Annotated in this window: 19 protein-coding genes; 7 read left to right on the forward strand and 12 right to left on the reverse strand. The window is 75.5% G+C overall.

Features of this window, described 5'->3' with window-relative positions; translation table 11 throughout:
- Positions 1-21: 21 nt before the first annotated feature.
- Genes ACWCOM_RS04705 through thiL form a run of 3 tightly spaced genes read right to left on the reverse strand, consistent with a single transcriptional unit; the run spans position 22 to position 4,369 of the window.
- The gene (locus ACWCOM_RS04705) at positions 22-2,322 is read right to left on the reverse strand and encodes an ATP-dependent DNA helicase RecG (protein WP_454547581.1); all 2,301 of its coding nucleotides are present in this window, start codon (positions 2,320-2,322) and stop codon (positions 22-24) included.
- 12 nt (positions 2,323-2,334) lie between these two features.
- Entirely contained in the window at positions 2,335-3,294 is a 960-nt protein-coding gene (locus ACWCOM_RS04710; protein ID WP_454547582.1) for a DAK2 domain-containing protein, read from the reverse strand.
- Positions 3,284-4,369, reverse strand: a complete 1,086-nt coding sequence (thiL, locus tag ACWCOM_RS04715; RefSeq protein ID WP_454547583.1) for a thiamine-phosphate kinase — start codon at positions 4,367-4,369, stop codon at positions 3,284-3,286. The genes ACWCOM_RS04710 and thiL overlap by 11 nt, the downstream gene beginning before the upstream one ends.
- Before the next feature lie 64 nt (positions 4,370-4,433).
- On the opposite strand from thiL, the gene ACWCOM_RS04720 reads away from it, so the two are divergent.
- Positions 4,434-4,937, forward strand: coding sequence for a DUF3515 family protein (locus tag ACWCOM_RS04720; protein WP_454547584.1), 504 nt, complete (start codon positions 4,434-4,436; stop codon positions 4,935-4,937).
- Between the two features lie 493 nt (positions 4,938-5,430).
- Positions 5,431-5,736 carry a DUF4193 domain-containing protein gene (locus ACWCOM_RS04725; protein WP_454547585.1) on the forward strand — a complete coding sequence of 102 codons (306 nt, stop codon included), beginning with the start codon at positions 5,431-5,433 and terminating at the stop codon, positions 5,734-5,736.
- A 24-nt stretch (positions 5,737-5,760) separates the two neighbouring features.
- On the opposite strand, the gene ACWCOM_RS04730 is transcribed toward ACWCOM_RS04725, so the two are convergent.
- Positions 5,761-7,041 (reverse strand): ABC transporter permease, encoded by a 1,281-nt coding sequence (locus ACWCOM_RS04730; RefSeq protein ID WP_454547586.1) that lies wholly within the window; start codon positions 7,039-7,041, stop codon positions 5,761-5,763.
- 563 nt (positions 7,042-7,604) lie between these two features.
- On the opposite strand from ACWCOM_RS04730, the gene ACWCOM_RS04735 reads away from it, so the two are divergent.
- Positions 7,605-8,288 carry a hypothetical protein gene (locus tag ACWCOM_RS04735; protein WP_454547587.1) on the forward strand — a complete coding sequence of 228 codons (684 nt, stop codon included), beginning with the start codon at positions 7,605-7,607 and terminating at the stop codon, positions 8,286-8,288.
- 120 nt (positions 8,289-8,408) lie between these two features.
- The gene (locus ACWCOM_RS04740) at positions 8,409-9,017 is read left to right on the forward strand and encodes a class F sortase (protein WP_454547588.1); all 609 of its coding nucleotides are present in this window, start codon (positions 8,409-8,411) and stop codon (positions 9,015-9,017) included.
- A gap of 33 nt (positions 9,018-9,050) precedes the next feature.
- On the opposite strand, the gene ACWCOM_RS04745 is transcribed toward ACWCOM_RS04740, so the two are convergent.
- From ACWCOM_RS04745 to leuC, 6 genes are all read right to left on the reverse strand, one after another.
- Positions 9,051-10,169, reverse strand: a complete 1,119-nt coding sequence (locus ACWCOM_RS04745; protein WP_454547589.1) for a D-alanine--D-alanine ligase family protein — start codon at positions 10,167-10,169, stop codon at positions 9,051-9,053.
- Positions 10,166-11,224 (reverse strand): NAD(P)H-dependent glycerol-3-phosphate dehydrogenase, encoded by a 1,059-nt coding sequence (locus ACWCOM_RS04750; RefSeq protein ID WP_454547708.1) that lies wholly within the window; start codon positions 11,222-11,224, stop codon positions 10,166-10,168. Before ACWCOM_RS04750 ends, ACWCOM_RS04745 begins: the two co-directional genes overlap by 4 nt.
- 95 nt (positions 11,225-11,319) lie before the next feature.
- Positions 11,320-12,069: a lysophospholipid acyltransferase family protein gene (locus ACWCOM_RS04755; RefSeq protein ID WP_454547590.1), complete on the reverse strand. Its 750-nt coding sequence runs from the start codon at positions 12,067-12,069 to the stop codon at positions 11,320-11,322.
- Between the two features lie 13 nt (positions 12,070-12,082).
- On the reverse strand, positions 12,083-13,399 hold the full coding sequence (gene murA, locus ACWCOM_RS04760) for a UDP-N-acetylglucosamine 1-carboxyvinyltransferase (RefSeq protein WP_454547591.1): 1,317 nt from the start codon (positions 13,397-13,399) through the stop codon (positions 12,083-12,085).
- 170 nt (positions 13,400-13,569) lie between these two features.
- On the reverse strand, positions 13,570-14,169 hold the full coding sequence (gene leuD, locus ACWCOM_RS04765) for a 3-isopropylmalate dehydratase small subunit (protein WP_454547592.1): 600 nt from the start codon (positions 14,167-14,169) through the stop codon (positions 13,570-13,572).
- Positions 14,170-14,202: 33 nt separating this feature from the next.
- A complete protein-coding gene (gene leuC, locus ACWCOM_RS04770; RefSeq protein ID WP_454547593.1) occupies positions 14,203-15,705 on the reverse strand; it encodes a 3-isopropylmalate dehydratase large subunit in 1,503 nt (500 codons plus the stop codon).
- 115 nt (positions 15,706-15,820) lie between these two features.
- Here leuC and ACWCOM_RS04775 point away from each other — a divergent pair, with 115 nt between their 5' ends.
- The 3 genes from ACWCOM_RS04775 to ACWCOM_RS04785 all read left to right on the forward strand — a co-directional run bounded on the left by ACWCOM_RS04775 (position 15,821) and on the right by ACWCOM_RS04785 (position 19,359).
- Complete coding sequence (locus tag ACWCOM_RS04775; protein WP_454547594.1) at positions 15,821-16,633, forward strand: IclR family transcriptional regulator; 813 nt, start codon at positions 15,821-15,823, stop codon at positions 16,631-16,633.
- 106 nt (positions 16,634-16,739) lie between these two features.
- Entirely contained in the window at positions 16,740-18,524 is a 1,785-nt protein-coding gene (locus tag ACWCOM_RS04780) for an FAD-dependent oxidoreductase (RefSeq protein WP_454547595.1), read from the forward strand.
- On the forward strand, positions 18,508-19,359 hold the full coding sequence (locus ACWCOM_RS04785) for a hypothetical protein (protein ID WP_454547596.1): 852 nt from the start codon (positions 18,508-18,510) through the stop codon (positions 19,357-19,359). Before ACWCOM_RS04780 ends, ACWCOM_RS04785 begins: the two co-directional genes overlap by 17 nt.
- A 55-nt stretch (positions 19,360-19,414) precedes the next feature.
- Here ACWCOM_RS04785 and ACWCOM_RS04790 read toward each other — a convergent pair whose 3' ends face one another.
- Both ACWCOM_RS04790 and ACWCOM_RS04795 read right to left on the reverse strand, forming a co-directional pair.
- On the reverse strand, positions 19,415-21,103 hold the full coding sequence (locus ACWCOM_RS04790; RefSeq protein ID WP_454547597.1) for a dynamin family protein: 1,689 nt from the start codon (positions 21,101-21,103) through the stop codon (positions 19,415-19,417).
- Entirely contained in the window at positions 21,100-22,863 is a 1,764-nt protein-coding gene (locus tag ACWCOM_RS04795) for a dynamin family protein (protein ID WP_454547598.1), read from the reverse strand. The genes ACWCOM_RS04790 and ACWCOM_RS04795 overlap by 4 nt, the downstream gene beginning before the upstream one ends.
- Positions 22,864-22,894 lie beyond the last annotated feature (31 nt).

Consider the following 22,894-nt stretch of genomic DNA (forward strand, 5'->3'; position numbering starts at 1 on the left):
CCGTCCTCGGCCGCACCGGGCTCAGCCCCGGTCCAGGAACGCCTCGGCGTCCGGGTCGAGGTAGCGTTCGATGGCCTCGGCGAGCTCGGGGTGCCCGGCGAGCCCGGGGTCCTCGCCGAGGAGGGCGACGGCGTCCCGGCGGGCGCGCTCGATCAGCTCGGCGTCGTCGAGCGCACGCAGCAGCCGCAGCGTGGACCGCCCGCCGGACTGCGCCGCGCCCAGGATGTCCCCCTCGCGGCGCAGCTCCAGGTCGGCACGGGCCAGCGCGAAGCCGTCAGTGGAGCCGGCCACGACCTCGATGCGCTCCCGGGAGGGGTGCTCGGCCGGGCGCCGGGTGACCAGCAGGCAGGTCCCGGCGTGCCCGCCGCGCCCGATCCGGCCGCGCAGCTGGTGCAGCTGGGAGATGCCGAACCGGTCGGCGTCCACGATGATCATCAGCGTGGCGTTCGGGACGTCCACCCCGACCTCCACCACGGTGGTGCACACCAGCAGCTGCACCGCCCCGGAGGAGAAGTCCTCCATGAGCCGGGCCTTGCGCACGGGGTCGAGCCGGCCGTGCAGCACCTCGGCGCGCACGCCGGCCAGGACGGGCTGGCGGGCGATCAGCTCGGCCAGCCAGGCCACGGAGGCCATCGGCGCCTCGGCCTCCTCGTCCTCGGCGGCGGCGGCGCGGGCGGACTCGGCCAGGGAGCCGGCCGGCGGGGCCTCGTCGTCGTCCCCGATCTTGGGCGCGACCACGTAGACCTGCCGGCCCGCGTCGACCTCCTCGCGAGCGCGGCGCCACAGGCGCTGCTCCCAGGCGGGGTGCTCCAGGAGCCCCACCGTGTGGGTCGCGATGGGCTGCCGCCCGGCCGGCAGCTGGTCCAGCACGGAGACGTCGAGGTCGCCGAAGACGGTCATGGCCACGGTCCGCGGGATGGGGGTCGCGGTCATCACGAGCAGGTGCGGGGGGCGGCCGGCCTTGTCCCGCAGCCGGTCGCGCTGCTCCACGCCGAAGCGGTGCTGCTCGTCCACCACGACGAGCCCGAGGTCGGCGAACTGCACGACCTCGGAGAGCAGGGCGTGGGTGCCGATGACGATCCCGGCCTCCCCGGAGGCGATCTGCAGCAAGGCGCGCTTGCGCGCCGCCGCGCCCATGGACCCGGTGAGCAGCACGACCTGGGTGCCGTCGGGGTCCCCGCCCAGCTGCCCGCCCTGGGCGAGGGGGCCGAGGGAGCGCAGCACGGAGCCGTGGTGCTGCCCGGCGAGGACCTCGGTGGGCGCGAGGAGCGCGGCCTGGGCGCCCGAGTCGACGACCTGGAGCATCGCGCGCAGCGCCACGAGCGTCTTGCCGGCGCCCACGTCGCCCTGCAGCAGCCGGTTCATGGGGTGGGTCCCGGCGAGCTCCGCCGCGAGCTCCTCCCCCACGGCCCGCTGGCCGGCGGTGAGCTCGAAGGGCAGGGCCGCGTCGAACCTCGCCAGCAGGCCGCCGGGGGTGCCGGGGCGGGCGGTGGTCGGGTGGGCCGCGAGCTCGGCCCGGCGGCGGGCGAGCGCGCACTGGAGCAGGAAGGCCTCCTGGTAGCGGAAGCGGCGGCGGGCCTCGCCGTGGGCCCGCGTGTCCCGGGGCCGGTGCACCTGCCAGTACGCCTCCTCCAGGCCCATGAGCCGCTCCCGCTCGCGGATGTCCTCCGGCAGGGGGTCCGGGACCGCCGCGAAGTCGACGACCGGCAGCAGGGAGTGCACGGTGCGGGCGATCTTGTCCGTGGTCAGCTTGGCGGTGGCCGGGTAGATGGGGATGGGCCGCCCGGCCCGCTCCTCCGCGCTCTCCCCCGCCTCCGGGGCGTCCGGGTCGAGGATCGCGTAGTGCGGGTTGGTCATGGTCACGGCGCCGTTGTACAGCCCGACCTTCCCGGAGAACAGGGCGTGCGTGCCCGGGGGGAGGTCCCGGGCCGCGGTCCAGGCGTTGAAGAAGCTCAGCCGCATGGTCCGGCCCGGGGCGGGGTCCTCCCCGTCCTCGAACAGCAGCCGGGGGTCCGAGGAGACGCGGTCGGTGATCACCACGTCCGTGATCGACCCGCGGCGCGAGCGCATCTGGCGGGTGGAGGCGGAGACGACCTCGGCCACGATGGTGACCTGCTGGTCGATGCGCAGCTCCGAGAAGGGGGTGAGCTCGCCCCGGGGCATGTACCGGCGGGGGAAGTGGTCGAGCAGCTGCCCGATCGTGCTCACGGAGAGCTGGCGCGTCAGCTGGTCGGCGGTGGCGCGGCCCAGCAGGCGCGCGAGCGGCTGGTCGAGCTCGGGGACCGGGGCGGGGAACGCCCCGCCGGGACGGGAGCGGGCCATCTCAGGCGCGCCTCATCCGTCCGCCTCCGAGAGCGAGGTGACCGTGAGGTTGACGGCCTCGCCCCGGGCGCCGATCACCGCGAGCGCCTCTTCGGTGCGCCCGACGTGCACGTGCACGCGCCACCGGTAGCCGTCCCCGGTCTCGGAGACCGCGCTCATGATCACGCTGCTGCCCACCTCGCTGAGCTCGTGCCGCAGCTCCGCGGCGTCCAGCGGGGACAGCTCCACGGTGCACATGACCTCCACGCCGCCGTGCACGGCGTGCGGGGCGGCGTGGACGCCCGCGGCCCGGGCGGCGGCGTCGTCGATCAGCCGGTCGAGGGCGGCCTCGCGCCCGGCGTCGTCACCGCCCACCGTGCGGGCCAGCGCGTCGAGGATGACGAGCATGCCCAGCGCCCCGGCGTCCACCGTGCCGGTCTCGCGTAGGATCTCGAGCTGGTCGGGGGTGGCCAGGACGGCGGCGCGGGCGGCCTCGCTCACCCGGCCCAGGAAGTCCTTCAGCTGCTGGTTCGACCCGTCCCCCACGTCCTGCGGGACCGGGACGGCCGCGGCCGCCTCCAGCACCGAGAGCATGGTGCCGCCGACCGGGTCCGAGAGCACGCTCCAGGCCCGCACGTGGCCCGCGTGCAGGGCCACGCGCACGGACTCGGCGCTCATCCGGGTCTGCCCCTCGAGGGACTGGCCGACCGCCGTGAGGAACACGGAGAAGAGGGTGCCGGAGTTGCCGCGGGCCTCCTCCAGGGCGGCCTGCCCGGCCAGGGCGAGCAGCTCCCCCACGTCCCCGGTCTCCAGCACGCCGGCGGCCTCGGCCGCGGCGCGCACGGTGGCGGCCAGGTTGGTCCCGGTGTCCGAGTCGGCGACCGGGAAGACGTTGAGGGCGTTGAGCACGGGGCTGTGCCGCACGAGGTCGCGGTGGGCCAGGTCGAGCCACCGCCGCATCACGGCCGCGTTCGATCCGATCCTATGGTTCAAAGTGATCCCATCCTTCACCGACCGGGTGCCCGAGGGCGAGGAGCGGCGCTCGTCCGTCGAGCAGCACCCGGGGGCGGGTGCCGTCGTGCCCCGGGGGCGCGGGCGCACACGAGCCTATCGCACGGAAGTCCCCGGGCAGGGGGGCGCCCTGTGGAAAGACCGCCAGCAGCCCGTGGTCCTCCCCGCCGGTGAGGACCCAGTCGCGGGGGTCCGCCCCGAGCAGCCGGGCGGCCGGCTCGAGGGGTCCGGCGAGGGCGGCCACGGCCGCGCCGTCGAGGTCGACCACCACGGCGCTGGCGGCCGCGACCCGCCCGGCGTCACGGAGCAGGCCGTCGGAGAGGTCGATCATCGCCGTGGCGCCGGCGCGGGCGGCGGCCGGACCGGCGGGCACCGGGGCGCACGGGCGCAGCTGCGCCGCCGCGAGCTCGTCCAGGACCTCGTCCTGCCCGGGGCGGTACCGGGGGTCCTCCAGCAGGGCCACCCCGGCGGCCGCGCGGCCGGTCGTGCCCGCCAGGGCCAGCACCCCGCCCTCCCGGGCCCCGGCCCGGCGCACCGGCTCCCGGCCCTCGAGGTCGCCGGTCACGGTCGCCGTGACGGACAGCTCCCGCCCGGCCCCGAGGTCCCCGCCGACCACGGCGCAGCGCTGCGCCCCCATGGCCTCGCACCCGGCGGCGAGGCCGCGGGCGAAGTCCTCGGGCCAGGACACGGGGGTCTGCGGGGGCAGGGTGAGCGAGACGACGAGGGCCGAGGGCACGGCGCCCATCGCGGCCACGTCCGCGAGGTTCTGCGCGGCGCACTTGACCCCGGTGTCGTAGCCGCTGGTGCGCACGCCGCTGGGCCAGGCCAGGCGGAAGTCCTGGTCCTGGACCTGGGTGTCCGTGGTGATCACGTACCGGCCGTCCGGGGCAGCGACCACGGCGCAGTCGTCCCCGGGGCCGAGCAGCACCTGCGCGGCGGGCCGGGAGAGCAGCGGCAGCACCCGCGCCAGCAGCTCCGCCTCCGAGAGCTCCCCCACCGTCGGCTCCGGTGCGGCGGGCGCGAGGGGGGCAGGGGGGTCCGCTGGGGGTCGGCTCATGGCGCTCATCCTAACGAGGGGCCCGGACGCGGGACCGGCACCGGCCACGGATTACGCTGGGGGCATGCCCCAGCTCCCCCCGTCCCGTCCCGTCCGCGCCCTGCTGGCGGCGGGCGCCCTGGCCGCGGTCCTCACCGGCTGCACCCCGGCCGTGACCGTGGACCCCGCCGAGAACGCCGCCGACCCCGGGTGCGCCCCGGCGATGCTCGCCATGCCGGAGACCATCGGCGAGCACGCGCAGCGGGAGACCACCAGCCAGGCCACCACGGCCTACGGCGAGCCCACGGCGGTGGTCGTCCGCTGCGGGGTGACGCCCCCCGGCCCCACCACGGACCCGTGCTCCTCCGTGAACGACGTCGACTGGCTGATCCGTCAGGGCGCCGGGGACGGGGAGGACGCGGACGCGTGGACCGCCACCACGTACGGCCGGGACCCCGCGGTGGAGGTGGTCTTCGACGGCAGCGCCGTGGCCTCCTCCACGCTGCTCGTGGAGCTGGGCTCCGCGGTCGAGCAGATCCCCGCCGACCGCCGGTGCCTCGACCTCCAGGACGCCGCCGACGGCCTGTGACCCCGCCGGCACCCGGCGCGCCGGTCCCGGCGATGCGTGGCCCCGGCGGACGCCGGGGCCACGCGGCGGGGTGTGACGGGCGGGCCGGGGCGACGGTTCCCCCGGGTGGCCGGGCCCACGGTCGTGGGTGCCCCGGCACCGCCGGGAACCGTCCGCACGGACCGCAGCGCTGCCCGCCCGCGGGGAGGACGACCGGCTCCGGGGCGTGCTGACCGACCGCGACACCGTGGTGCGGTGCCCGGCGGTCGGCACCGGCCCCCGCGCGGTGCAGACCGGGCAGCCGGCCCGGGGGAAGCCGGTGACGATCGGCGCCGACGACAGCGGGGAGGCGGCCGTACCGGCCGCGCCGGGCGGTTTGCGCCCGGGGCCCCCGGGCGGGCTACCATCGGGGCCTTCCCCGGCACCGGCCGCGGCGGAGCGGGAATAGGCCCGTTCCCCGCCGGGTTGTGGCGTGGACACCCACCGACCCCACCACCCCAGGAGGAGATCCCCCGTGGCCACCGATTACGACGAGCCCCGCGTCAAGCCCGAGGACGAACCCGCCAACGAGTCGCTCGAGGTGATCCAGGCCCAGCGCAGCGCCACGAGCCAGAGCCCGGCGATCGACATCGACGACGCGGACACGGCGGAGGGCATCGACCTGCCCGGCGCGGACCTCTCCCAGGAGGAGCTGCTGATCCAGGTGGTGCCCGAGCAGGAGGACGAGTTCACCTGCATGTCCTGCTTCCTGGTCCGCCACCGCAGCCAGCTCGCCCGGGAGCAGGACGGCGCGAAGTACTGCCTGGAGTGCGAGAGCTGATCCCCCGGGGACGCCCGCTGCCGCTCACTCGTGGCGCAGGGACGCGATGGGGTCCTTGCGCGCGGCCCGCACGGCCGGGATCGTGCCGGCGAGGAACGCGATCCCCATGACGGACAGCACGATCAGCGCGACCCTCCCCGCCTCGAAGGCGAACAGGGACAGGCCGGGCAGCCCGGAGAGATAGCCCCCGGCCAGCGCGCCGCTCACGGCGGAGCCGCCGGCCACGCCCGCGGCGGCGCCGAGCACCGCGCCGAGGAGTCCGATGAGGACGGCCTCCAGGGAGAAGAGGCCGAAGACGGTGCGCCCGCTCATCCCCATGGCCTTCATCAGCCCGATCTCCCGGGTGCGCTCCTGGACCGACATCAGCAGTGTGTTGACGATCCCGAGCCCCGCGGCCAGCAGGGCGATCACGGCGCACGCGTTGAGGATCCACACGACGGCGTCGATGACCGTGCGGAACATCCCCAGCTGGTCCTCCACCGTCAGGCCCAGCATCTCCCGCTCCTCCAGCCGGGACTGGATCTCGGCGGCCCGCCCCATGTCCTCGACCGTGACCGTGGCCATCGCGAAGCTCTCGGGCACCTCCTGCGGCCCGCCGCCCACCTGGTACGCGTAGAGCCGCTCGTTGAACGAGTCGGAGGGGATCGGGTTCAGCGAGGTCCCCGCCAGGCTCGCCTGGGTCACCCCGGAGATGCGCGCCGGGAACGCCCCGTCCCGTCCCGCGAGGTCGGTCATGACCACGGTCACCTCGCCGCCGACCGCGTCCGCGGCGGAGGCGTAGCCGAGGTCGGCCACCCAGCTGTCCGGGACCGCCATCTCGTCGCGGCCCGCGGCCGGGGGCCCGCCGGCCACCATCTGCAGGCCCACGGCGTCGACCGGGATGCCCGGCGAGAGCTGGAAGCGGCTGCCGTCCGCCGCCTCCAGGTAGGTGGGCGAGACCGCGTACATCGGCTTGACCGACGCCACGCCGTCGAGCGCCTCGAGGAAGTCGACGTCCTCCCGGGCGAGCCCTTCGAAGGACACGCCGAAGCCCGTGCGGATCCGCGTGGTGTCCGGGTCGTACGCTCGCGGGCCGGCTCCGGCCGAGAGCTCGACGAGGGGCTGGGACTTCTGGACGTAGAGCGCGTCGGCGTCGCCGAACGCGGCCACGGTGTCGTCGATGTAGCGGTTCACGCCGGTGCCCATCCCGGAGGTCAGTGTCAGGGCGCAGGCGCCGATGAACACCGCGCCCACGGTCAGGGCGGTGCGGATCCTGGCGCGCCGCGTGTTGGCCGCCGCGGACCCGAGCAGGTCGGGCCACCTCACCGGGGGCCTCCCCCGCCGGAGGGCGCGCGGCCGTGCCCGCGCACCGGGCCTCCCGCCCCCGGCACTCCTGCGCTCATCGGCTGCCTCTCACTCGCGGACGTACCCGGACGGCCTCCGGGTGCGTCCGGCGGAGGGCGTGGGCGGCCCCCGTGGAGCTCATCATGTGCGTCCGCGAACGCCGGTGCGGAGCGGACACGCGTCCCCACTAGTGCGGGGTTGCATCGGAGGAAAGGCACGGAACCGGCCCCGGTGCCCCCGTAACCACGAGGGCGGCGAGACGCGGGCCGCGGCCCGGGCCCTGCCGCCTCATGCCGTCACGTAGCCGTTCGCCCTTGCTAACGATGTGCAGGAGTACATAGTTAAGGCACAGCGGTTCTTCGGTCGGGGGGTCCGGCGCCGTCGAACGGGCGGTCGTCCCGTCCGGGCCGAACGAGGAGCAGCACGACGGTTCCTGTCGTGTCCGCGCGGGGGTGCGGAGATGGCGTGGTCAGGGACTCGTGCTGCGCGCTGGCGGCCCCGGGGTGGGCCCGGGCCGACTACGGACTGTCAGGAGACGCATCGACATGATCGCTACGAGAAAACTGGTGGTCGCCGGGTCGTCGACGACCGTGCTGCTGGGGAGCCTGCTGCTCGGCGCCCCGTCGGCCGTCGCCGCCCCGGCGGACGCACCGGCCGCCGACGCCCCACCGGGCGTGGCCGAACCCGCGGCGCAGCAGGCCGTGGCGGCCGAGCTCCCGGCCGAGGCTCCCGCACCCGTCGACCCCGCACCCGTGGAGGCTCCGGCGGCCGCGGAGGCTCCGGCGGCGGTGGAGGCTCCGGCACCCGTGCAGGAGGCTCCGGCCGCGCCGGCGGCTCCCGTGGTGCAGGAGGCTCCCGTGGTGCAGGAGGCCGCACCGGTCGCACCGCCGGCCGCGGAGCCCGCGCCCGCGGAAGCCCCGGCCGCCGCCCCGGAGGCCCCGGCCGCGCCCGAGCCCGCGGTGCAGGAGGCCGCGCCCGTGGCACCGCCGGCCGCGGAGCCCGGACCCGCGGACGCCCCGGCCGCCGCCCCGGAGGCCGCGCCCGCAGCCGGAGCGGCCGCTCCCGGCGGGGTCGAGAACACCGGTCTGAACGTGGACACCTTCCTCACGGCGGCGCCCCTGGAGCAGCCGGCCGGTGCCGGCGTGCTGACCGCGCTGCTGGCGGCGGCGGTGGCCCTGCCCGGGGCGCTGGCGCTCCGGGCCCGCCGGGTCGGGCGCACCCGCGGCTGAGCCGGCCGCCCCACCGGCGCCGCTCGCCGGCGGCGCCGGTGCGGCGGCGGCCGGACCGATCCCCGCGCGAGGACGAGCTGTCCGGGCCACCGCGGCCCGGACCACGCAGAACAGGACAGCATGGGCACGAACACCCTGCCGGCGCCGCCGCGCCCGGCCACGACGTCCCGCACGGACCCGTGGGCGCGCCGGGCGGCCGTGGTGACGCTCTGCGCCGCCGTGCTCTGGGTGGCGCTGATGAACCAGTGGTTCCTCGCCCAGGAGCTCTTCGGCCACACCCCGCGCGCGGCGTCGCCGCTGCGCCTGAGCATCGACGCCGTGGGCTTCGAGGCGGACGTCCTGCCCTACAACCCCACGGAGGACCAGCTCGCGGAGGCCTCCCTGGTGCCCCCGCAGACCTACAGCGGCTACTGGCTCACCCCCTACGGGATGCCCGGTGCGGGCTCGCAGAACACCACCTACATCGCCGGGCACAGCTACGACCGGATCGCGCTGCCGTTCAACAAGCTCAGCGACCCGGCCCTGGTCGGGGAGACGCTCGAGGTGGAGACGGTCGACGGGCGGCTCGACTACGTGGTCGACTCCGTCACGACCTACGAGAAGGACACCCTCCGGGACAGCGACATCTGGCGGGTCGTGCCCCACCGCATCGTGCTGATCAGCTGCTACACGCGCGACGCGGTCGGCAAGAACGTGGTGGTGACCGCCTCCCCGGCCCCGGAGGACTAGGCCGGCCCCGGGGGGACGGCCGGGTCCGGGAGGTCAGCGCAGGCCGACCGGACGCTCCATGGCCAGGCCGAGCAGCTCGTCGATCAGCCGGGCGTAGTCCAGCCCGGACGCCGCCCACATCCGCGGGTACATGGAGATCGGGGTGAACCCGGGCATGGTGTTGACCTCGTTGATGACGACCCGGCCGTCCGGGGTGTAGAAGAAGTCGGCGCGGCACAGGCCCTCGCCGTCGAGCGCCTCGAAGGCGGTGACGGCCCCGGAGCGGATCGCGTCGGTCGCCTCCTGTGGCAGGTCCGCGGGGCAGCTGAGCCTCGCGGACGCCTGGGAGACGTACTTGGCCTCGAAGTCGTAGAAGGCGTGCTCGTCGACGATCTCGATCTCCCCGGGCATCGAGGTGCGGGCCGGGTCCGTGCCGCGGCCCTGGAGCACGGCGCACTCGATCTCCCGCCCCACGATGCCGGCCTCGACCACGAGCTTGCGGTCGTGCTCGCGGGCGGTCTCGATCGCCGCGTCCAGCTGCTCGGGCCGGTCCACCTTGGTGATCCCGAAGGAGGAGCCCGCCCGGGCCGGCTTCACGAACACGGGGAAGCCCAGCCCGGCGATCCGCTCCCGCACGCCGGCCGGGTCGAGGGCCCACTGGCGGTCGGTGACCACGGTGTAGGGGCCCACCTCCATGCCGGCCGCCTCGAAGGCCAGCTTCATGAAGTGCTTGTCCATGCCCACCGCGGAGGCGGTCACCCCGCAGCCGACGTAGCGCAGGTCCGCGAGCTCGAGGAGCCCCTGCAGGGTGCCGTCCTCGCCGAAGGGCCCGTGCAGCAGCGGCAGGACCACGTCGATGTGGCGGTCGCGGGTCACCGTCTCGCCGCCGGACCCGGCCTGCCGGACGATCAGCTCGTTCTCCCCGACCTTCAGCGGCAGGCTCACGAGGTCCTCGCCCACCGGCAGCTCGGCGATGGGGTTCTCGTCCAGCAGCCGCTCCAGCTCCTCCTGCGGGCAGAGGAACCACTCGCCGGAGGTGGCGATCCCCACCGTCACCACGTCCCACTTCTCCCGGTCGATGGCGCGCAGCACGCCGCGGGCGGTGATGAGGGAGATGGAGTGCTCGCTGGAGCGTCCGCCGAAGAGCACGGCGACGCAGGGGCGGGGGGTCATGGGGTGGTCCCTTCGGATTTGATCTCGCGGCCCAGCAGCAGCGGGGCCAAGTCGTCGACGGTGAGGTCCTCGCGCAGGATGGCCACGACGGCCTCGGTGATGGGCATGTCCACGCCGTGCCGGCGGGCGAGGGCCAGCACGGCCGGGGCGGACTTGATCCCCTCGGCCGTCTGGGTCATCTCCTCCTGCACCTCGGCGAGGGTGGCGCCGAGTCCCAGGAGCCGGCCTGCCGTGCGGTTGCGGGACAGCGGCGACGAGCAGGTCGCCACGAGGTCGCCCATCCCGGCCAGGCCGGAGAGCGTCTCGAGCCGGCCACCCAGGGCGAGGGCGAGGCGGGTGGTCTCGGCCAGCCCGCGGGTGATGATGGACGCCTTCGAGTTCTCCCCGAAGTGCCGGCCGTCGGCGATGCCCACGGACAGGGCGATGACGTTCTTGACCACCCCGCCGATCTCGGTGCCCACCACGTCGGTGTTGGTGTAGGGGCGGAAGTAGCGGGTCCGGCAGGCGTGCGCCACCCAGGTGGCCAGCTCCGTGGTGGGGGCCGCGACGACGGAGGCGGTGGGCTGCTCCTCGGCGATCTCCATGGCCAGGTTCGGCCCGGAGAGCACGCAGGTGCGCTCCCGCCAGTGCTCGGCGTCCCGGTCCGTGTCCCGCCCGAGCTCCTCGGCGACGACCTCGCTCATCCGCAGCCCGGAGTCCCGCTCGAGTCCCTTGGCCAGGGACAGCAGCACCGCCTCCGGGTCGAGGTGCGGGGCCGCGGCGGCCAGCTGCGCGCGCAGCGCCTGGGCGGGCACCGCGAGCACCACGAGGTCGGCCCCGTGCACGGCGGCGGCGAGGTCGCCGGTGGCCTCGAGCAGCCCGGGCAGCCGGATGCCGGGCACGTAGCGGTCGTTCACGCGGGTGCGGGCCACGTGGCCCATGGCGTCCGCGTCGCGCCCCCAGAGCACGACGGTGCGGGCCGGGGGCTCGTGCCGGGCGTGCGCGGCGGCCCGGGCGCTGTCGGCGAGGACCTTGGCGAAGGTGGTGCCCCAGGACCCGGCGCCGAGCACTGCGATCTTCCGGGGCCCCGCGGGGGTGCCGGGCCGGGCGGTGCCGGACGGGGCGGGACCGGGCCGGGGCGGGCCGGCCGGGGCCGGGCCGGTGGACGGGGTCACAGGCGGCCTCCTCGGCGGCGGTCCCAGAGGGCGGGCGGGGCCTCGGTCCCGCGCAGCGCCGCGAGCTCGCGGGTCACGGCCCGCATGATCGCGTCGGTGGCGTCCTCCAGCCGGGCGGCGTCCCGCCCCACGGGGTGCGTCAGGTCCGGGACGTCGTCGCGCCACGGGGTGAGGTCCACGGGCGGGCCGATCCGCACCCGCACGTGCTTGCGCGGGACCAGGCTGACGGGGCGCCGTCCCCCGGCGGGCGCCCCGCCGAGGATCTCCTGGTCGCCCCAGTGCGCCAGCGGGATCACCGGGACGCCGGTGGCCAGCGCCAGCCGGGCGGCGCCCGTGTGCCCGCTCATCGGCCACTCCTCGGGGTCGCGGGTGAGGGTCCCCTCGGGGTAGATCACCACCGCACCGCCGGAGTCCAGCTCCGCGCGGGCGGCCGTGAGCGCGGCCGCGGCGTCCGGGGTGCCGCGCAGGACGGGGACCTGCCCGGTGGCCCGCAGCGCCGGGCCGACCACGGGGGCACGGAACAGCGACTCCTTGGCGAGGAACCGGGGCATGATCCCGTTGTCGTAGAGCGTGATCGCCACCGTGAGCGGGTCGAGCTCGGTGAGGTGGTTGGGCACCACGATGAACCCGCCCTCGGCGGGCAGGTGCTCCGCCCCGGTCCAGCGCAGCCGCGCCACCAGCCGGTAGGCCGGCTTGACGATTCCCGCCAGCACCCGGAAGAGGCGGCGGTTCGAGGTGCGGCTCATCGACGGGCCCGGCTCACTCGCCGTCGAGCTCGAAGGACGCGCCGAGCCCCGACAGCTTGTCGGTGAAGTGCTCATAGCCGCGCTTGATGAGCTCGACGCCCGTCACGTGGGAGACCCCGTCGGCGGCCATCGCGGCGATCAGGTGGGAGAAGCCCCCGCGCAGGTCGGGGATGTTGATCTCGGCGGCCCGCAGCGGGGTGGGCCCGGAGATCACGGCCGAGTGGACGAAGTTGCGCTGCCCGAACCGGCACGGCACGGAGCCCAGGCACTCGCGGTGCAGCTGGATCGTGGCCCCCATCCGGTTGAGGGCGCCGGTGAAGCCGAATCGGTTCTCGTAGACGGTCTCGTGGACGATGGACACGCCCTTGGCCTGGGTGAGTGCGACCACGAGCGGCTGCTGCCAGTCGGTCATGAAGCCGGGGTGGACGTCGGTCTCCACGATGAGCGGGTTGAGGTCCCCGCCGGGGTGGTAGAAGCGGATCCCGTCCTCGGTGATGTCGAGGCCGCCGCCGATCTTGCGGAAGGTGTTGAGGAAGGTCATCATGTCGGCCTGCCGGGCCCCGGCCACGAAGATGTCGCCGCCGGTGGCGAGCGCGGCCGAACCCCAGGAGGCGGCCTCGATCCGGTCGGGCATGGCCCGGTGGCGGTAGCCGGTGAGCTCGGGGACGCCCTCGATCCGGATCACCCGGTCGGTCTGCACCGTGATGATGGCGCCCATCTTCTGCAGGATCGCGATGAGGTCCATGATCTCGGGCTCGGTCGCCGCGCCGCGCAGCTCGGTGTGGCCGTCGGCGCGGGTCGCGGTGAGCAGCACCTGCTCGGTGGCGCCGACCGAGGGGTAGGGCAGCTCGACCTTGGCGCCGCGCAGCCCGTGGGGGGCGCTCATCCGGATCCCCGACTCGAGCTTCTCGACCCGGGCCCCGAAGTGGCGCAGCACGTCGAGGTGGTAGTTGATGGGCCGGTCGCCGATCTTGCAGCCGCCGAGGTCGGGGATGAACGCCTCCCCGATGGCGTGCAGGAGGGGCCCGCACAGCAGGATCGGGATGCGGGAGTCCCCCGCGTGCGCGTCGATGTCCGCGTGCCGGGCCGTGGTGACGTTGGACGGGTCCAGCGAGAGCCGGCCGTCCTCGCGCCCCACCTCGACCCCGTGCAGGGACAGCAGGTTGGTGACGACCTGGACGTCCTTGATCTCCGGCACGTTCGCCAGGACGGACGGCGTGGACCCCAGGAGGGCGGCCACCATGGCCTTGGGGACGAGATTCTTGGCACCTCGCACGGTGACCTGGCCGGACAGGGGAACTCCGCCCGTGATGTGCAGTGCGCTGCTCATGAACTTCCGATCTGCAGTTGGCGGGCCACCCCCCGAGCGGGAGCGGCACCCGTACAGTGTAGGTTCCCCGGAGAGGCGCCTCGCGCAGGGAGGGGTCGTGCGTGTCCGGGACAGCGCGCGGCCCGGCGGGCCGTGGAGGGCTCCGCCGGGCCGGGAACGGGGCGCGGTCTCTAGGTGCGGGCGGGCAGCGTGGTGGGCTTGAACGCGGGCCGGCGGGCCTCGTAGGCGGTGATCGACTCCTCGTCCTGGAGGGTCAGCCCGATGTCGTCCAGACCCTCCATGAGCCGCCAGCGGGTGTAGTCGTCGATGACGAAGGGCACGGTGACGGTGTCGCAGGTCACGGTGCGGGCCTCGAGGTCGACCTCGATCGGGGTGCCGGGGCGCTCCTCGACCAGCTTCCACAGCAGCTCGACGTCGGACTGGTCGACCTGGGCCGCGAGCAGCCCCTGCTTGCCGGAGTTGCCGCGGAAGATGTCGGCGAAGCGCGAGGAGATCACGACCCGGAAGCCGTAGTCGCGCAGCGCCCACACGGCGTGCTCGCGCGAGGAGCCGGTGCCGAAGTCGGGGCCAGCCACCAGCACGGAGCCGTGCCGGTAGGGCTCCCGGTTGAGCACGAAGTCCTCGTTCTTCCGCCAGGCGGCGAACAGGGCGTCCTCGAAGCCGGTCTTGGTGATCCGCTTGAGGTAGACGGCGGGGATGATCTGGTCGGTGTCCACGTTGGACTGCTTCAGCGGGACGCCGACGCCCCGGTGCGTGCTGAACTTCTCCATGGGAGGGCCTTCCTGGGGGTGCGGGTCGGGGGCTCAGGCGCCGGCCGACGCGAGGTCGGTCGGGGCGGCGGCGGGCTCGAGGTCGGACGGGGAGGACAGGGTGCCGCGCACCGCGGTGGCCGCGGCCACGACGGGCGAGACGAGGTGGGTGCGCCCGCCCTTGCCCTGGCGGCCCTCGAAGTTGCGGTTCGACGTCGAGGCGCACCGCTCGCCCGGGGCCAGCTGGTCCGGGTTCATGCCCAGGCACATCGAGCAGCCGGCGAAGCGCCAGTCCGCGCCGAACTGCTTGAACACCTGGTCCAGTCCCTCGGCCTCGGCCTGCAGCCGCACCTTGGCGGAGCCGGGCACCACCATCATCCGCACGTTCCCGGCCTTGGTCCGGCCCTTGACGATCTCCGCGGCGGCCCGCAGGTCCTCGATGCGGGAGTTGGTGCAGGAGCCCAGGAACACCGTGTCCACCGGGATCTCCTTCATGGGCGTGCCGGCGCTCAGGCCCATGTACTCCAGCGCCCGGCGCGCGTTGGCCTTGTCGTTCTCGTCCCCGATGTCCTCGGGGTCGGGCACGGCCGCCGAGAGCGGGACGCCCTGGCCGGGGTTGGTGCCCCAGGTGACGAAGGGTTCGAGCTCGTCCGCGTCGAGGAACACCTCGGCGTCGAAGACGGCGTCCTCGTCGGTGCGCAGGGTGCGCCAGTACTCCACCGCGGCGTCCCAGTCCGCGCCGGCGGGGGCGTGCGGACGGCCCTGGACGTAGTCGAAGGTCGTCTCGTCCGGGGCGATCATCCCGGCGCGCGCCCCGGCCTCGATGGACATGTTGCAGATCGTCATCCGCGCCTCCATGGACAGGGAGCGGATCGCGGAGCCGCGGTACTCCAGCACGTAGCCCTGGCCGCCGCCGGTGCCGATCTTGGCGATGACGGCCAGGATGATGTCCTTGGCCGAGACCCCGGGGCGCAGGGTCCCCTCGACGGTGATCGCCATCGTCCGGAACGGCGCCAGCGGGAGGGTCTGGGTCGCCATCACGTGCTCGACCTCGGAGGTGCCGATGCCGAAGGCCAGCGCGCCGAACGCGCCGTGGGTGGAGGTGTGGGAGTCGCCGCAGACCACGGTCATCCCGGGCTGGGTGAGCCCCAGCTGGGGGCCCACCACGTGCACGATCCCCTGCTCGGCGTCGCCGAGCGGGTGAAGGCGCACGCCGAACTCGGCGCAGTTGGCGCGCAGCGTCTCGATCTGCTTGCGCGAGGTGTCGTCGGCGATGCGGGAGAAGATGTCCTGCGTCGGCGTGTTGTGGTCCTCGGTGGCGATCGTCAGCTCCGGGCGGCGCAGCGGCCGGCCCGCCAGGCGCAGCCCCTCGAAGGCCTGCGGGGAGGTCACCTCGTGCAGCAGGTGCAGGTCGATGTAGAGAAGGTCCGGCCGGCCGTCCTCGCCCTGGCGCACGAGGTGGTCCGCCCAGACCTTCTCGGCCAGGGTGCGCCCGCCCGCGCGCCCGGAGGCCGGGGCGGAGGTCGTGGAGGGGGTCGAGGACTGGTAGTCCGGCATGGCGGATCCTTCCGTGCTGCCTGTGCGGGGTCGTTCCTCCATGGTCGCGGGCGGGCTTCCGGGGTGGCCAGCTTTCCGGCTTGCTTCTCACATTGTGAGACGTCAGTATCAGAGCATGGACACATCTGGACACATGGACCCGTCCGGCGCCCCCCTGGGGAGCCCGCTGGGCGGGCAGGGCACGGGTGAGGCCCTGCCGCCGGGCTCGGCCGCCTCTCCCAGCGGGGTGGGCGTCGTGGACAAGGCGTCCATGATCCTCGACGCCCTCGAGGCCGGGCCGGCGACCCTCGCGCAGCTGGTGGGCGCCACCGGCCTGGCGCGGCCCACCGTGCACCGGCTCGCCGTGGCCCTGGCCCACCACCGGTTCGTGGGCCGGGACATCCAGGGCCGCTTCGTGCTCGGCTCCCGGCTCGTGGAGCTGGCCTCCGCCGCCGGCGAGGACCGGCTGATCGCCGCCGCCGGCCCCGTGCTCGTCAACCTGCGGGACGCGACCGGGGAGTCGGCGCAGATCTTCCGCCGGCAGGGCGACTGGCGCGTGTGCGTGGCCTCGGCCGAGCGGCCGATCGGGCTGCGGGACACGATCCCCGTCGGCACGCAGCTGTCGATGAAGGCCGGGTCGGCCGCCCAGGTGCTCGTCGCGTGGGAGGACCACGACCGGCTGCTCGAGGGCCTGCGCCACGCACGGTTCTCCGCCACGGTGCTCGCCGGGGTGCGCCGCCGCGGCTGGGCCCAGTCGCTGGGCGAGCGCGAGCCGGGCATCGCCTCCGTGTCCGCGCCCGTGCGGGGGCCCTCCGGCCGGGTGATCGCGGCGGTGTCGATCTCCGGGCCGATCGAGCGGCTCACCCGCCAGCCCGGACGCCTGCACGCGGAGGTCGTGGTGCAGGCCGCCCGCCAGCTCACGGAGGCCGTGCGGGCCGCCGCGCACTAGACCCGCCGGACGTCCCGCGGCCGTCCGGCGGATCCCTTGCCCGGGCTCCCCGGCGCGAGTAGCCTGAGCGCCATCCGGCCAGGGGACCCACCAGGAGGTGGCGGCCATGGACGACCAGGTCCCGGTCCTGCTGCTCTCGACCAGCGACCCGGTCTCCCGGGACGTCCTGGGAGACGAGCTGCGCCGGCGCTACGGCGCCGACTACGAGGTCGTGGTCTGCGCCGACCACGGCCGTGCCCGGGCGGTCCTCGGCGGGCTGCGGCGCCGGGGCCGGGCGGTGGCCCTCGTGGTGGGGTGCTACGGGCCGGCGGACCGCGGCGGGCTGGACCTCCTGCGGCGCGCCTACGCCGACCACCCCGCCGCCAAGCGGGCCGTCGCGGTGACCTGGGGGGACTTCGCCAGCGGCCCCACCGTGTTCCGGGCGATCGCCCAGGGCCACGCCGACCTGCTCGTCCTGCGCCCCGAGCGCCCGCGCGACGAGGAGTTCCACGGCGCGATCACCGACGCCCTCGACGACTGGCACCTCGCCCAGGGCGGCGGGTTCGAGGCGGTGCGGATGATCGGGGACCAGCGCGACGAGCGGACCCACTCGCTGCGCGACACCCTGGTGCGCAACCACATCCCGGTGGGCTTCCACCCGGTCGGCTCCCCGGCCGGGCAGCGGATGCTGGAGAGCCTGGGCCGGCACGACCCGGCGCTGCCGGTGCTGGTCCTGCAGTTCACCTCGCCGCCGACGGTCCTGGAGAACCCCGGGGACCCGGAGATCGTGGAGGCGTTCGGGCTGAACCGCCCGCCGCCGACGGACAAGGTCTTCGACGTCGTCGTCGTCGGCGCCGGTCCCGCCGGTCTTGCCGCGGCGGTCTACGCCTCCTCCGAGGGACTCTCCACCATGGTCGTGGAGCAGCAGGCCGTGGGCGGCCAGGCCGGCACCAGCTCGCTGATCCGCAACTACCCCGGCTTCTCCCGCGGGGTGAGCGGCGCCCACCTCGCCTTCCGCTCCTTCCAGCAGGCGTGGGTCTTCGGCACGGACTTCCTGTTCATGCGGCGGGTGGAGAGCCTGGGGACCGACGGGCCCGTGCACACGGTGACCACGTCCGACGGCGGCCTGGTGCGGGCCCGCTCGGTGGTGGTGGCCACCGGCGTGGACTACCGGCGCCTCGGCGTCCCGCAGCTCGAGGCCCTGGTGGGCCGGGGCGTCTTCTACGGCGCCGCCGTCTCCGAGGCGCCGTCGCTGACCGGGCAGCGCGCCTGCGTGGTGGGCGGCGGCAACTCGGCGGGACAGGCCGCCCTGCACGTCGCGAAATACGCCGAGCACGTGACGCTGCTGGTCCGGGGGCCCTCGCTCGCGGCCAGCATGTCCAGCTACCTCATCACCCAGCTCGAAGCGACCCGCAACGTGACGGTCCGCTACGGGACCTCGGTGGTGGGCGCGCGCGAGCGGGACGGCTGCCTCACCGCCGTCCAGGTCACCGCCACGGGCAGCCCCGCGGCCGGGGAGGACATCCCGGCGTCCGCGCTGTTCGTGCTCATCGGTTCGGTGCCGCGCACGTCCTGGCTGCCCGGCTCGGTGCAGCGCGACCGCGCCGGGTTCCTGCGCACGGGCGCCGCGGGAGCTCCCGGTGCCCCGGGGGACGACGTCCCGTCCCGGTCGCCGCTGCCCCTGGAGACCAGTCTTCCGGGCGTCTTCGCGATCGGCGACGTCCGGGCCGGCTCGATCAAGCGCGTGGCGACCGCCGTCGGGGACGGCGCCACCGTGGTCTCGCTCCTGCACGGCTACCTGGCGGGGCACCCGCCGGCCGCCCCGGCGCCGCCCCCGGCCTCCCCCGCCGCCCCGGCCCCGGCGCGCACGGCCGGCCCCGGGAGCCCGGTCGGCGATGCGCCCCGCGGTTGAGACGGCGCCGCTGCTCCCGGCGATGCGGCGGCTGCTCCAGGTCGCCGCCGTCCTCGTGTTCCTCGCCGGGCTGGTGCTGTTCGTCTTCCCGCGGCGCACGGCCGACTGGTTCGCCTGGACGATCGAGCCGCCGACGACCGCCGTCTTCCTCGGGGCGGCGTACTGGTCCAGCGCGCTCCTCGAGGTGGCCGGGGCCCGTTCCGCGCGCTGGGACCGGGCCAGGCTGGCCGTCTGGCCCGTGTTCGTCTTCACGGCGCTCACCCTGGCGGTCACCCTGCTCCACCTCGACCGCTTCCACCTGTCCCCGGAGCACCCGCCCCTGGCCCGCTTCGCCGCGGGGGCGTGGCTGGTGATCTACGCCGCCGTGCCCGTGGCCATGCTCGTCCTCGGCCGGCGGCAGCTCCGCTCCCGCGGGCCCGCCGCACCGCCCGCGGCGGAGCGCGCACCGCTGCCGGGCGGGCTGCGGCTGCTCCTGGCGGCGGTCGCGGCCGTGCTGCTGGGGGCCGGGCTCGCGCTCCTGGTGCTGCCCGCGGCGGCGACGGCGCTGTGGCCGTGGCCGCTGACCGCGCTCACGGCGAGAGCGGTCGGGGCGTGGCTCGTCGGGCTCGGCTGGGCCGCCGCCTACGCCCGGCGCAGCGGCGACGCCCGGACCGTCCGTCCCCTCGGGGTGGGGGCGCTGGCCTTCGCCCTCCTGCAGGCCGTCGCCCTGCTCCGGTACGGCGACGCCGTGACGTGGGCGGGCGGGCCCGGGATCGTCCTCGTCGCCGTCCTGCTCGCCATCGGCGCCGCGGGCGGCTGGATCCTCGCGCTGCGCCCGCCGGCCCGTCGCCGCTGAGGCCCGCCCCGGGTCCGCCGGCGCGCCGTGCCCGGCCCCCCGGGCGGACCCGGGGTCAGGCGCGCAGCGCGGCGAGCGCCTCGCGGAAGGCCGCATGGGCCTCCAGCTCGGCCCGCACCGGCTCGACGACGGTGCGCCGGCCCGCCCCCGCCACCGAGGCGCGCAGCTTCCGCCGGACCGTGCGCTCCCGCAGCCGGGCGCCGAAGCCGGCGAGGATCCGTCCGGTCAGGGCCAGGAACAGCCCGGTCACGACCCCGGCGAGCACGAGCAGGGTGGGCACGGGCAGCGGGAAGCCCTCGACGGTGGGAGGCGGGGGCACGGGGATCTGGAAGTACTCCAGCAGGAACAGTCCCAGCAGCCACAGGAGGCCGGCCACCACGGCCAGCATCGCCGTCCACTGCAGCACGTCGAAGAGGAGCCACCACCAGACGTTCTTCCGGGCCCGGAAGTCGGTGCCGGCGATGGCCTGGTCGATGGCGTCGGGCAGCCGGTCCTCGTGGGTGCGGGCGGCCTGGCGCACCGACCGGGTCCACGGCTCGGCGGCCCCGGCCGCGGCGTCGTGGGCGAAGCCGCGCACCGCGGAGTCGGCGGCCGCCCGCTGGGCGGCGCCCATGGGCGGCAGCGAGGTTCGGTTGACCTCGGGGTTCACGGTGTCCCCCCGGTCCAGGTTGAGCCGCCGCATCGGGTCCTTGCGGAACCGCAGCAGCCACCGGGTGGCGATCCACCCGGTGTGCCCCGCGGCGTGCAGGGCGTAGGACTTCCCGGCCGCCCGCGCGATGCCCGGGACGTTGGCGGCCTGGGCGAGGCCGTCGGTGAGCCGGTCCTCCGACTCCTGCGTGATCCCGGCGGGCTCGCCCTCGCCGGAGGCCAGCGCGAGCCGCTCGGCGGCGTCGGTGACGTCGGCGTCGAGGCGGGCCCCGGCCGCGGCCTTCGTGTCCGCCACCTGCCGGATCCGGGAGCGCAGGGCCTCGACGCCCTCCCCCGTCACCGCGGAGACGGCCACGGGCTTCGACAGCCCCGTGGTGGGCAGCCCGTCCTGGGCCACGAGCTCCGCGAGCGAGGACATCACGGCGGGGACCTCGGCGGCGGGCAGGCGGTCGACCTGGTTCATGACGACCATGGTCACGGCCCCGTGGCGGGCCAGCGGGGCGATGAACTCCTGGTGGATGATCGCGTCCGCGTACTTCTGCGGGTCCACGACCCACACCACCACGTCGACCATCCCGACCAGCCGCTGCACGATCGTGCGGTGGTGCAGGCTCACCGAGTCGAAGTCCGGGAGGTCCAGCAGGATGAGCCCGCCGGGGCCCTCCGGGGCGGCTCCGCCCGTGATCCGTTCCTTCACGCGGGTCCACCGCCCGGCGTCCGCCTGCTCCGCCGGCAGCGGGGTGTCCACGTGGTGGCGCTGGGAGACGTCGAGCCAGTCCAGCAGGGCCTGGCTGCCCGGTTCCCCCCACACCGCGGCCAGCGGCTCCGAGGTGGTGGGGCGGCGGGCCGCGGCACGGGCGATCTCCCGGCCCACCACGGCGTTGAAGAGGGTCGACTTCCCCGAGCCGGTGGCCCCGAAGAAGCCCACCACGGTGTGGTCGGCGGACAGCGAGCGGCGTTCAGCGGCGCGCGCCAGGACCGTGCGCGCCGCCGCGACGGCCTCCTCGTCGAGCCGTCCCTCGGCGAGGTCGGTGGCGTGGGCTAGCGCGGGCAGGCGCTCGGCGAGGGTCGGGGCGGGCCGGCGGGCGGGGCTCACGCGGTCTCCCCCAGCGTGCGGGCGGCGGCGCGGATGCGCTCGGCGGCGGCCTTCAGCTCCTGGGCCTCCGGGTGTCCGTCGAGGACGTCGAGGCGGCGCAGGAAGACGGAGGCCTGCTCGTCCAGCAGCGCGGAGATGCGCGCCTCGAGGTTCCGGCGGGCGTCGTCGGCCATCCGCCGCACGGCGTCCTCGCCGAACACGGCCTCGAGCAGCTTGGTGCCGACCACCCCGGAGCCGCCGGCGATGCCGACCTCCAGACCGGTCAGCCCGCCCGTCATCGAGAACACCCCGATCATCAGGATCACGGTCAGCGCGTTGACGCCGAGCGACATGGCCCGCGCCTTCGTGCGCTTGTCGGCGCCCTCCCGCTGGATCAGCTCCATGAGGTCGCCCTGCCAGGCCCGGACCTGCTCGGCCGTGCGCTCCCGGAAGTCGGGGGGCAGGGAGCCGAGGTCGGAGCCGCCGAGCAGGACGCGGCCGGCGGGCTCGTCCTGCCAGCGGCGCTCGGCGGTCTCGGAGGCGCGCGCCGCCTCCTCGACGATGACGGTCTGCAGTCCGGTCTCGATGGCCTCCTCGACCTGGACCTCCGGCGCCGGCTTGCCGCTGAAGAAGGCGGTGAGCCGGTCGCGGAGGCGTCCGATGCCGGCCTCGAGGTTGCGGAAGAACTCTCCCGTGCCCACGAAGTCCTGCCAGCGGGCGAGGACCTCGCCGCGCAGCAGGGTGCCGTCCCGGGTGGAGTCGATCACGGAGGCCAGCGCCTCGTCGAAGGCGCGGTCCACGTCCTGGCGCAGCTGCGCCCCGGCCCGCTGCTGGGAAAGCACGGCGTCCCCGGCGGCGTCGGTGCGCTCGGCGATGGAGCGCACCGCGCCGCCGAGGGTGCGCCGGGCGATCTCCGAGCGCGAGGCCGCGTCCCGGCCGAGCTCGGCGAGGAAGTCCACGACGGGGGCGACGACGTGGGGCGGGAGCATGCCGGTCTCGTTGAGCGGTGACTCCGGGACCGTGAACACCGGGGCGTCGCCGAGTCCCTGGTCGGCGAGCATCCGCCGGAGGTCCTCCTCGATCTCGGCCTCGAGCCCCAGCGGGACGCGGTCGAGGACCACGGCCACGGTGATGTCCCGCCCGGCGGCCTCCACCAGCAGCCGCCACGGCACGGCGTCCGCGTAGCGGTTGGCGGTGGTGACGAACAGCCAGAGGTCGGCGGCGGCCAGCAGCTGGCCGGCGAGCCGGCGGTTCTCGTCGGAGATCGAGTCGACGTCGGGGGCGTCGAGCAGGGCGACGCCCTCGGGGATGCGCGGCTCGGCCAGCAGCACGAGGGCCTGGCCGTCCGCGGTGCCGGGCAGCGCGGACGGGGAGGCGGTGTCCGCGGCGGTCGCGCCCGGCGGGGTGACCTTCCGGGCGTGGATCCGGCTCAGGTGCGGGAGCACCCGCTGGGTGGCGAAGGCCTCGGCGTCGCGGGGGTGGTGGACCAGGATCGGCTGGCGGGTGGTCGGGCGGATCGCCCCCGAACGGGTCACGGGGTGACCCACCACCGCGTTGACGAGGGTGGACTTCCCCGCGCCCGTGGACCCGCCGACCACCGCGAGCAGCGGGGCGTCGAGGGAGCGCACGCGCGGCAGGACGTAGTCGTCCAGCTGCGCGACGGCGCGGTCGATGTCCCCCCGCTCGTGCAGCACGTTCGTGGTGGACAGCGGCAGGCTCGACGCCGCGAGCAGCTCGCGCGCGTGCTCGAGGGCCCTGAGGGTCTCTGTCTGATCGCTCACCCGCTCATTGTGCCAGTCAGCCTGCTGTGCA

The sequence above is a fragment of the Kocuria sp. KH4 genome, assembly GCF_053711175.1.

Bases quoted from the DNA above. Each gene is read 5' to 3' on its own strand.
- thiL (WP_454547583.1), bottom strand. From the start codon at position 4,369: ATGAGCCGACCCCCAGCGGACCCCCCTGCCCCCCTCGCGCCCGCCGCA.
- ACWCOM_RS04740 (WP_454547588.1), top strand. From the start codon at position 8,409: ATGGGCACGAACACCCTGCCGGCGCCGCCGCGCCCGGCCACGACGTCC.
- ACWCOM_RS04720 (WP_454547584.1), top strand. From the start codon at position 4,434: ATGCCCCAGCTCCCCCCGTCCCGTCCCGTCCGCGCCCTGCTGGCGGCG.
- leuC (WP_454547593.1), bottom strand. From the start codon at position 15,705: ATGCCGGACTACCAGTCCTCGACCCCCTCCACGACCTCCGCCCCGGCC.
- ACWCOM_RS04780 (WP_454547595.1), top strand. From the start codon at position 16,740: ATGGACGACCAGGTCCCGGTCCTGCTGCTCTCGACCAGCGACCCGGTC.
- leuD (WP_454547592.1), bottom strand. From the start codon at position 14,169: ATGGAGAAGTTCAGCACGCACCGGGGCGTCGGCGTCCCGCTGAAGCAG.
- ACWCOM_RS04735 (WP_454547587.1), top strand. From the start codon at position 7,605: ATGATCGCTACGAGAAAACTGGTGGTCGCCGGGTCGTCGACGACCGTG.
- ACWCOM_RS04745 (WP_454547589.1), bottom strand. From the start codon at position 10,169: ATGACCCCCCGCCCCTGCGTCGCCGTGCTCTTCGGCGGACGCTCCAGC.
- ACWCOM_RS04705 (WP_454547581.1), bottom strand. From the start codon at position 2,322: ATGGCCCGCTCCCGTCCCGGCGGGGCGTTCCCCGCCCCGGTCCCCGAG.
- ACWCOM_RS04755 (WP_454547590.1), bottom strand. From the start codon at position 12,069: ATGAGCCGCACCTCGAACCGCCGCCTCTTCCGGGTGCTGGCGGGAATC.
- murA (WP_454547591.1), bottom strand. From the start codon at position 13,399: ATGAGCAGCGCACTGCACATCACGGGCGGAGTTCCCCTGTCCGGCCAG.
- ACWCOM_RS04785 (WP_454547596.1), top strand. From the start codon at position 18,508: ATGCGCCCCGCGGTTGAGACGGCGCCGCTGCTCCCGGCGATGCGGCGG.
- ACWCOM_RS04775 (WP_454547594.1), top strand. From the start codon at position 15,821: ATGGACACATCTGGACACATGGACCCGTCCGGCGCCCCCCTGGGGAGC.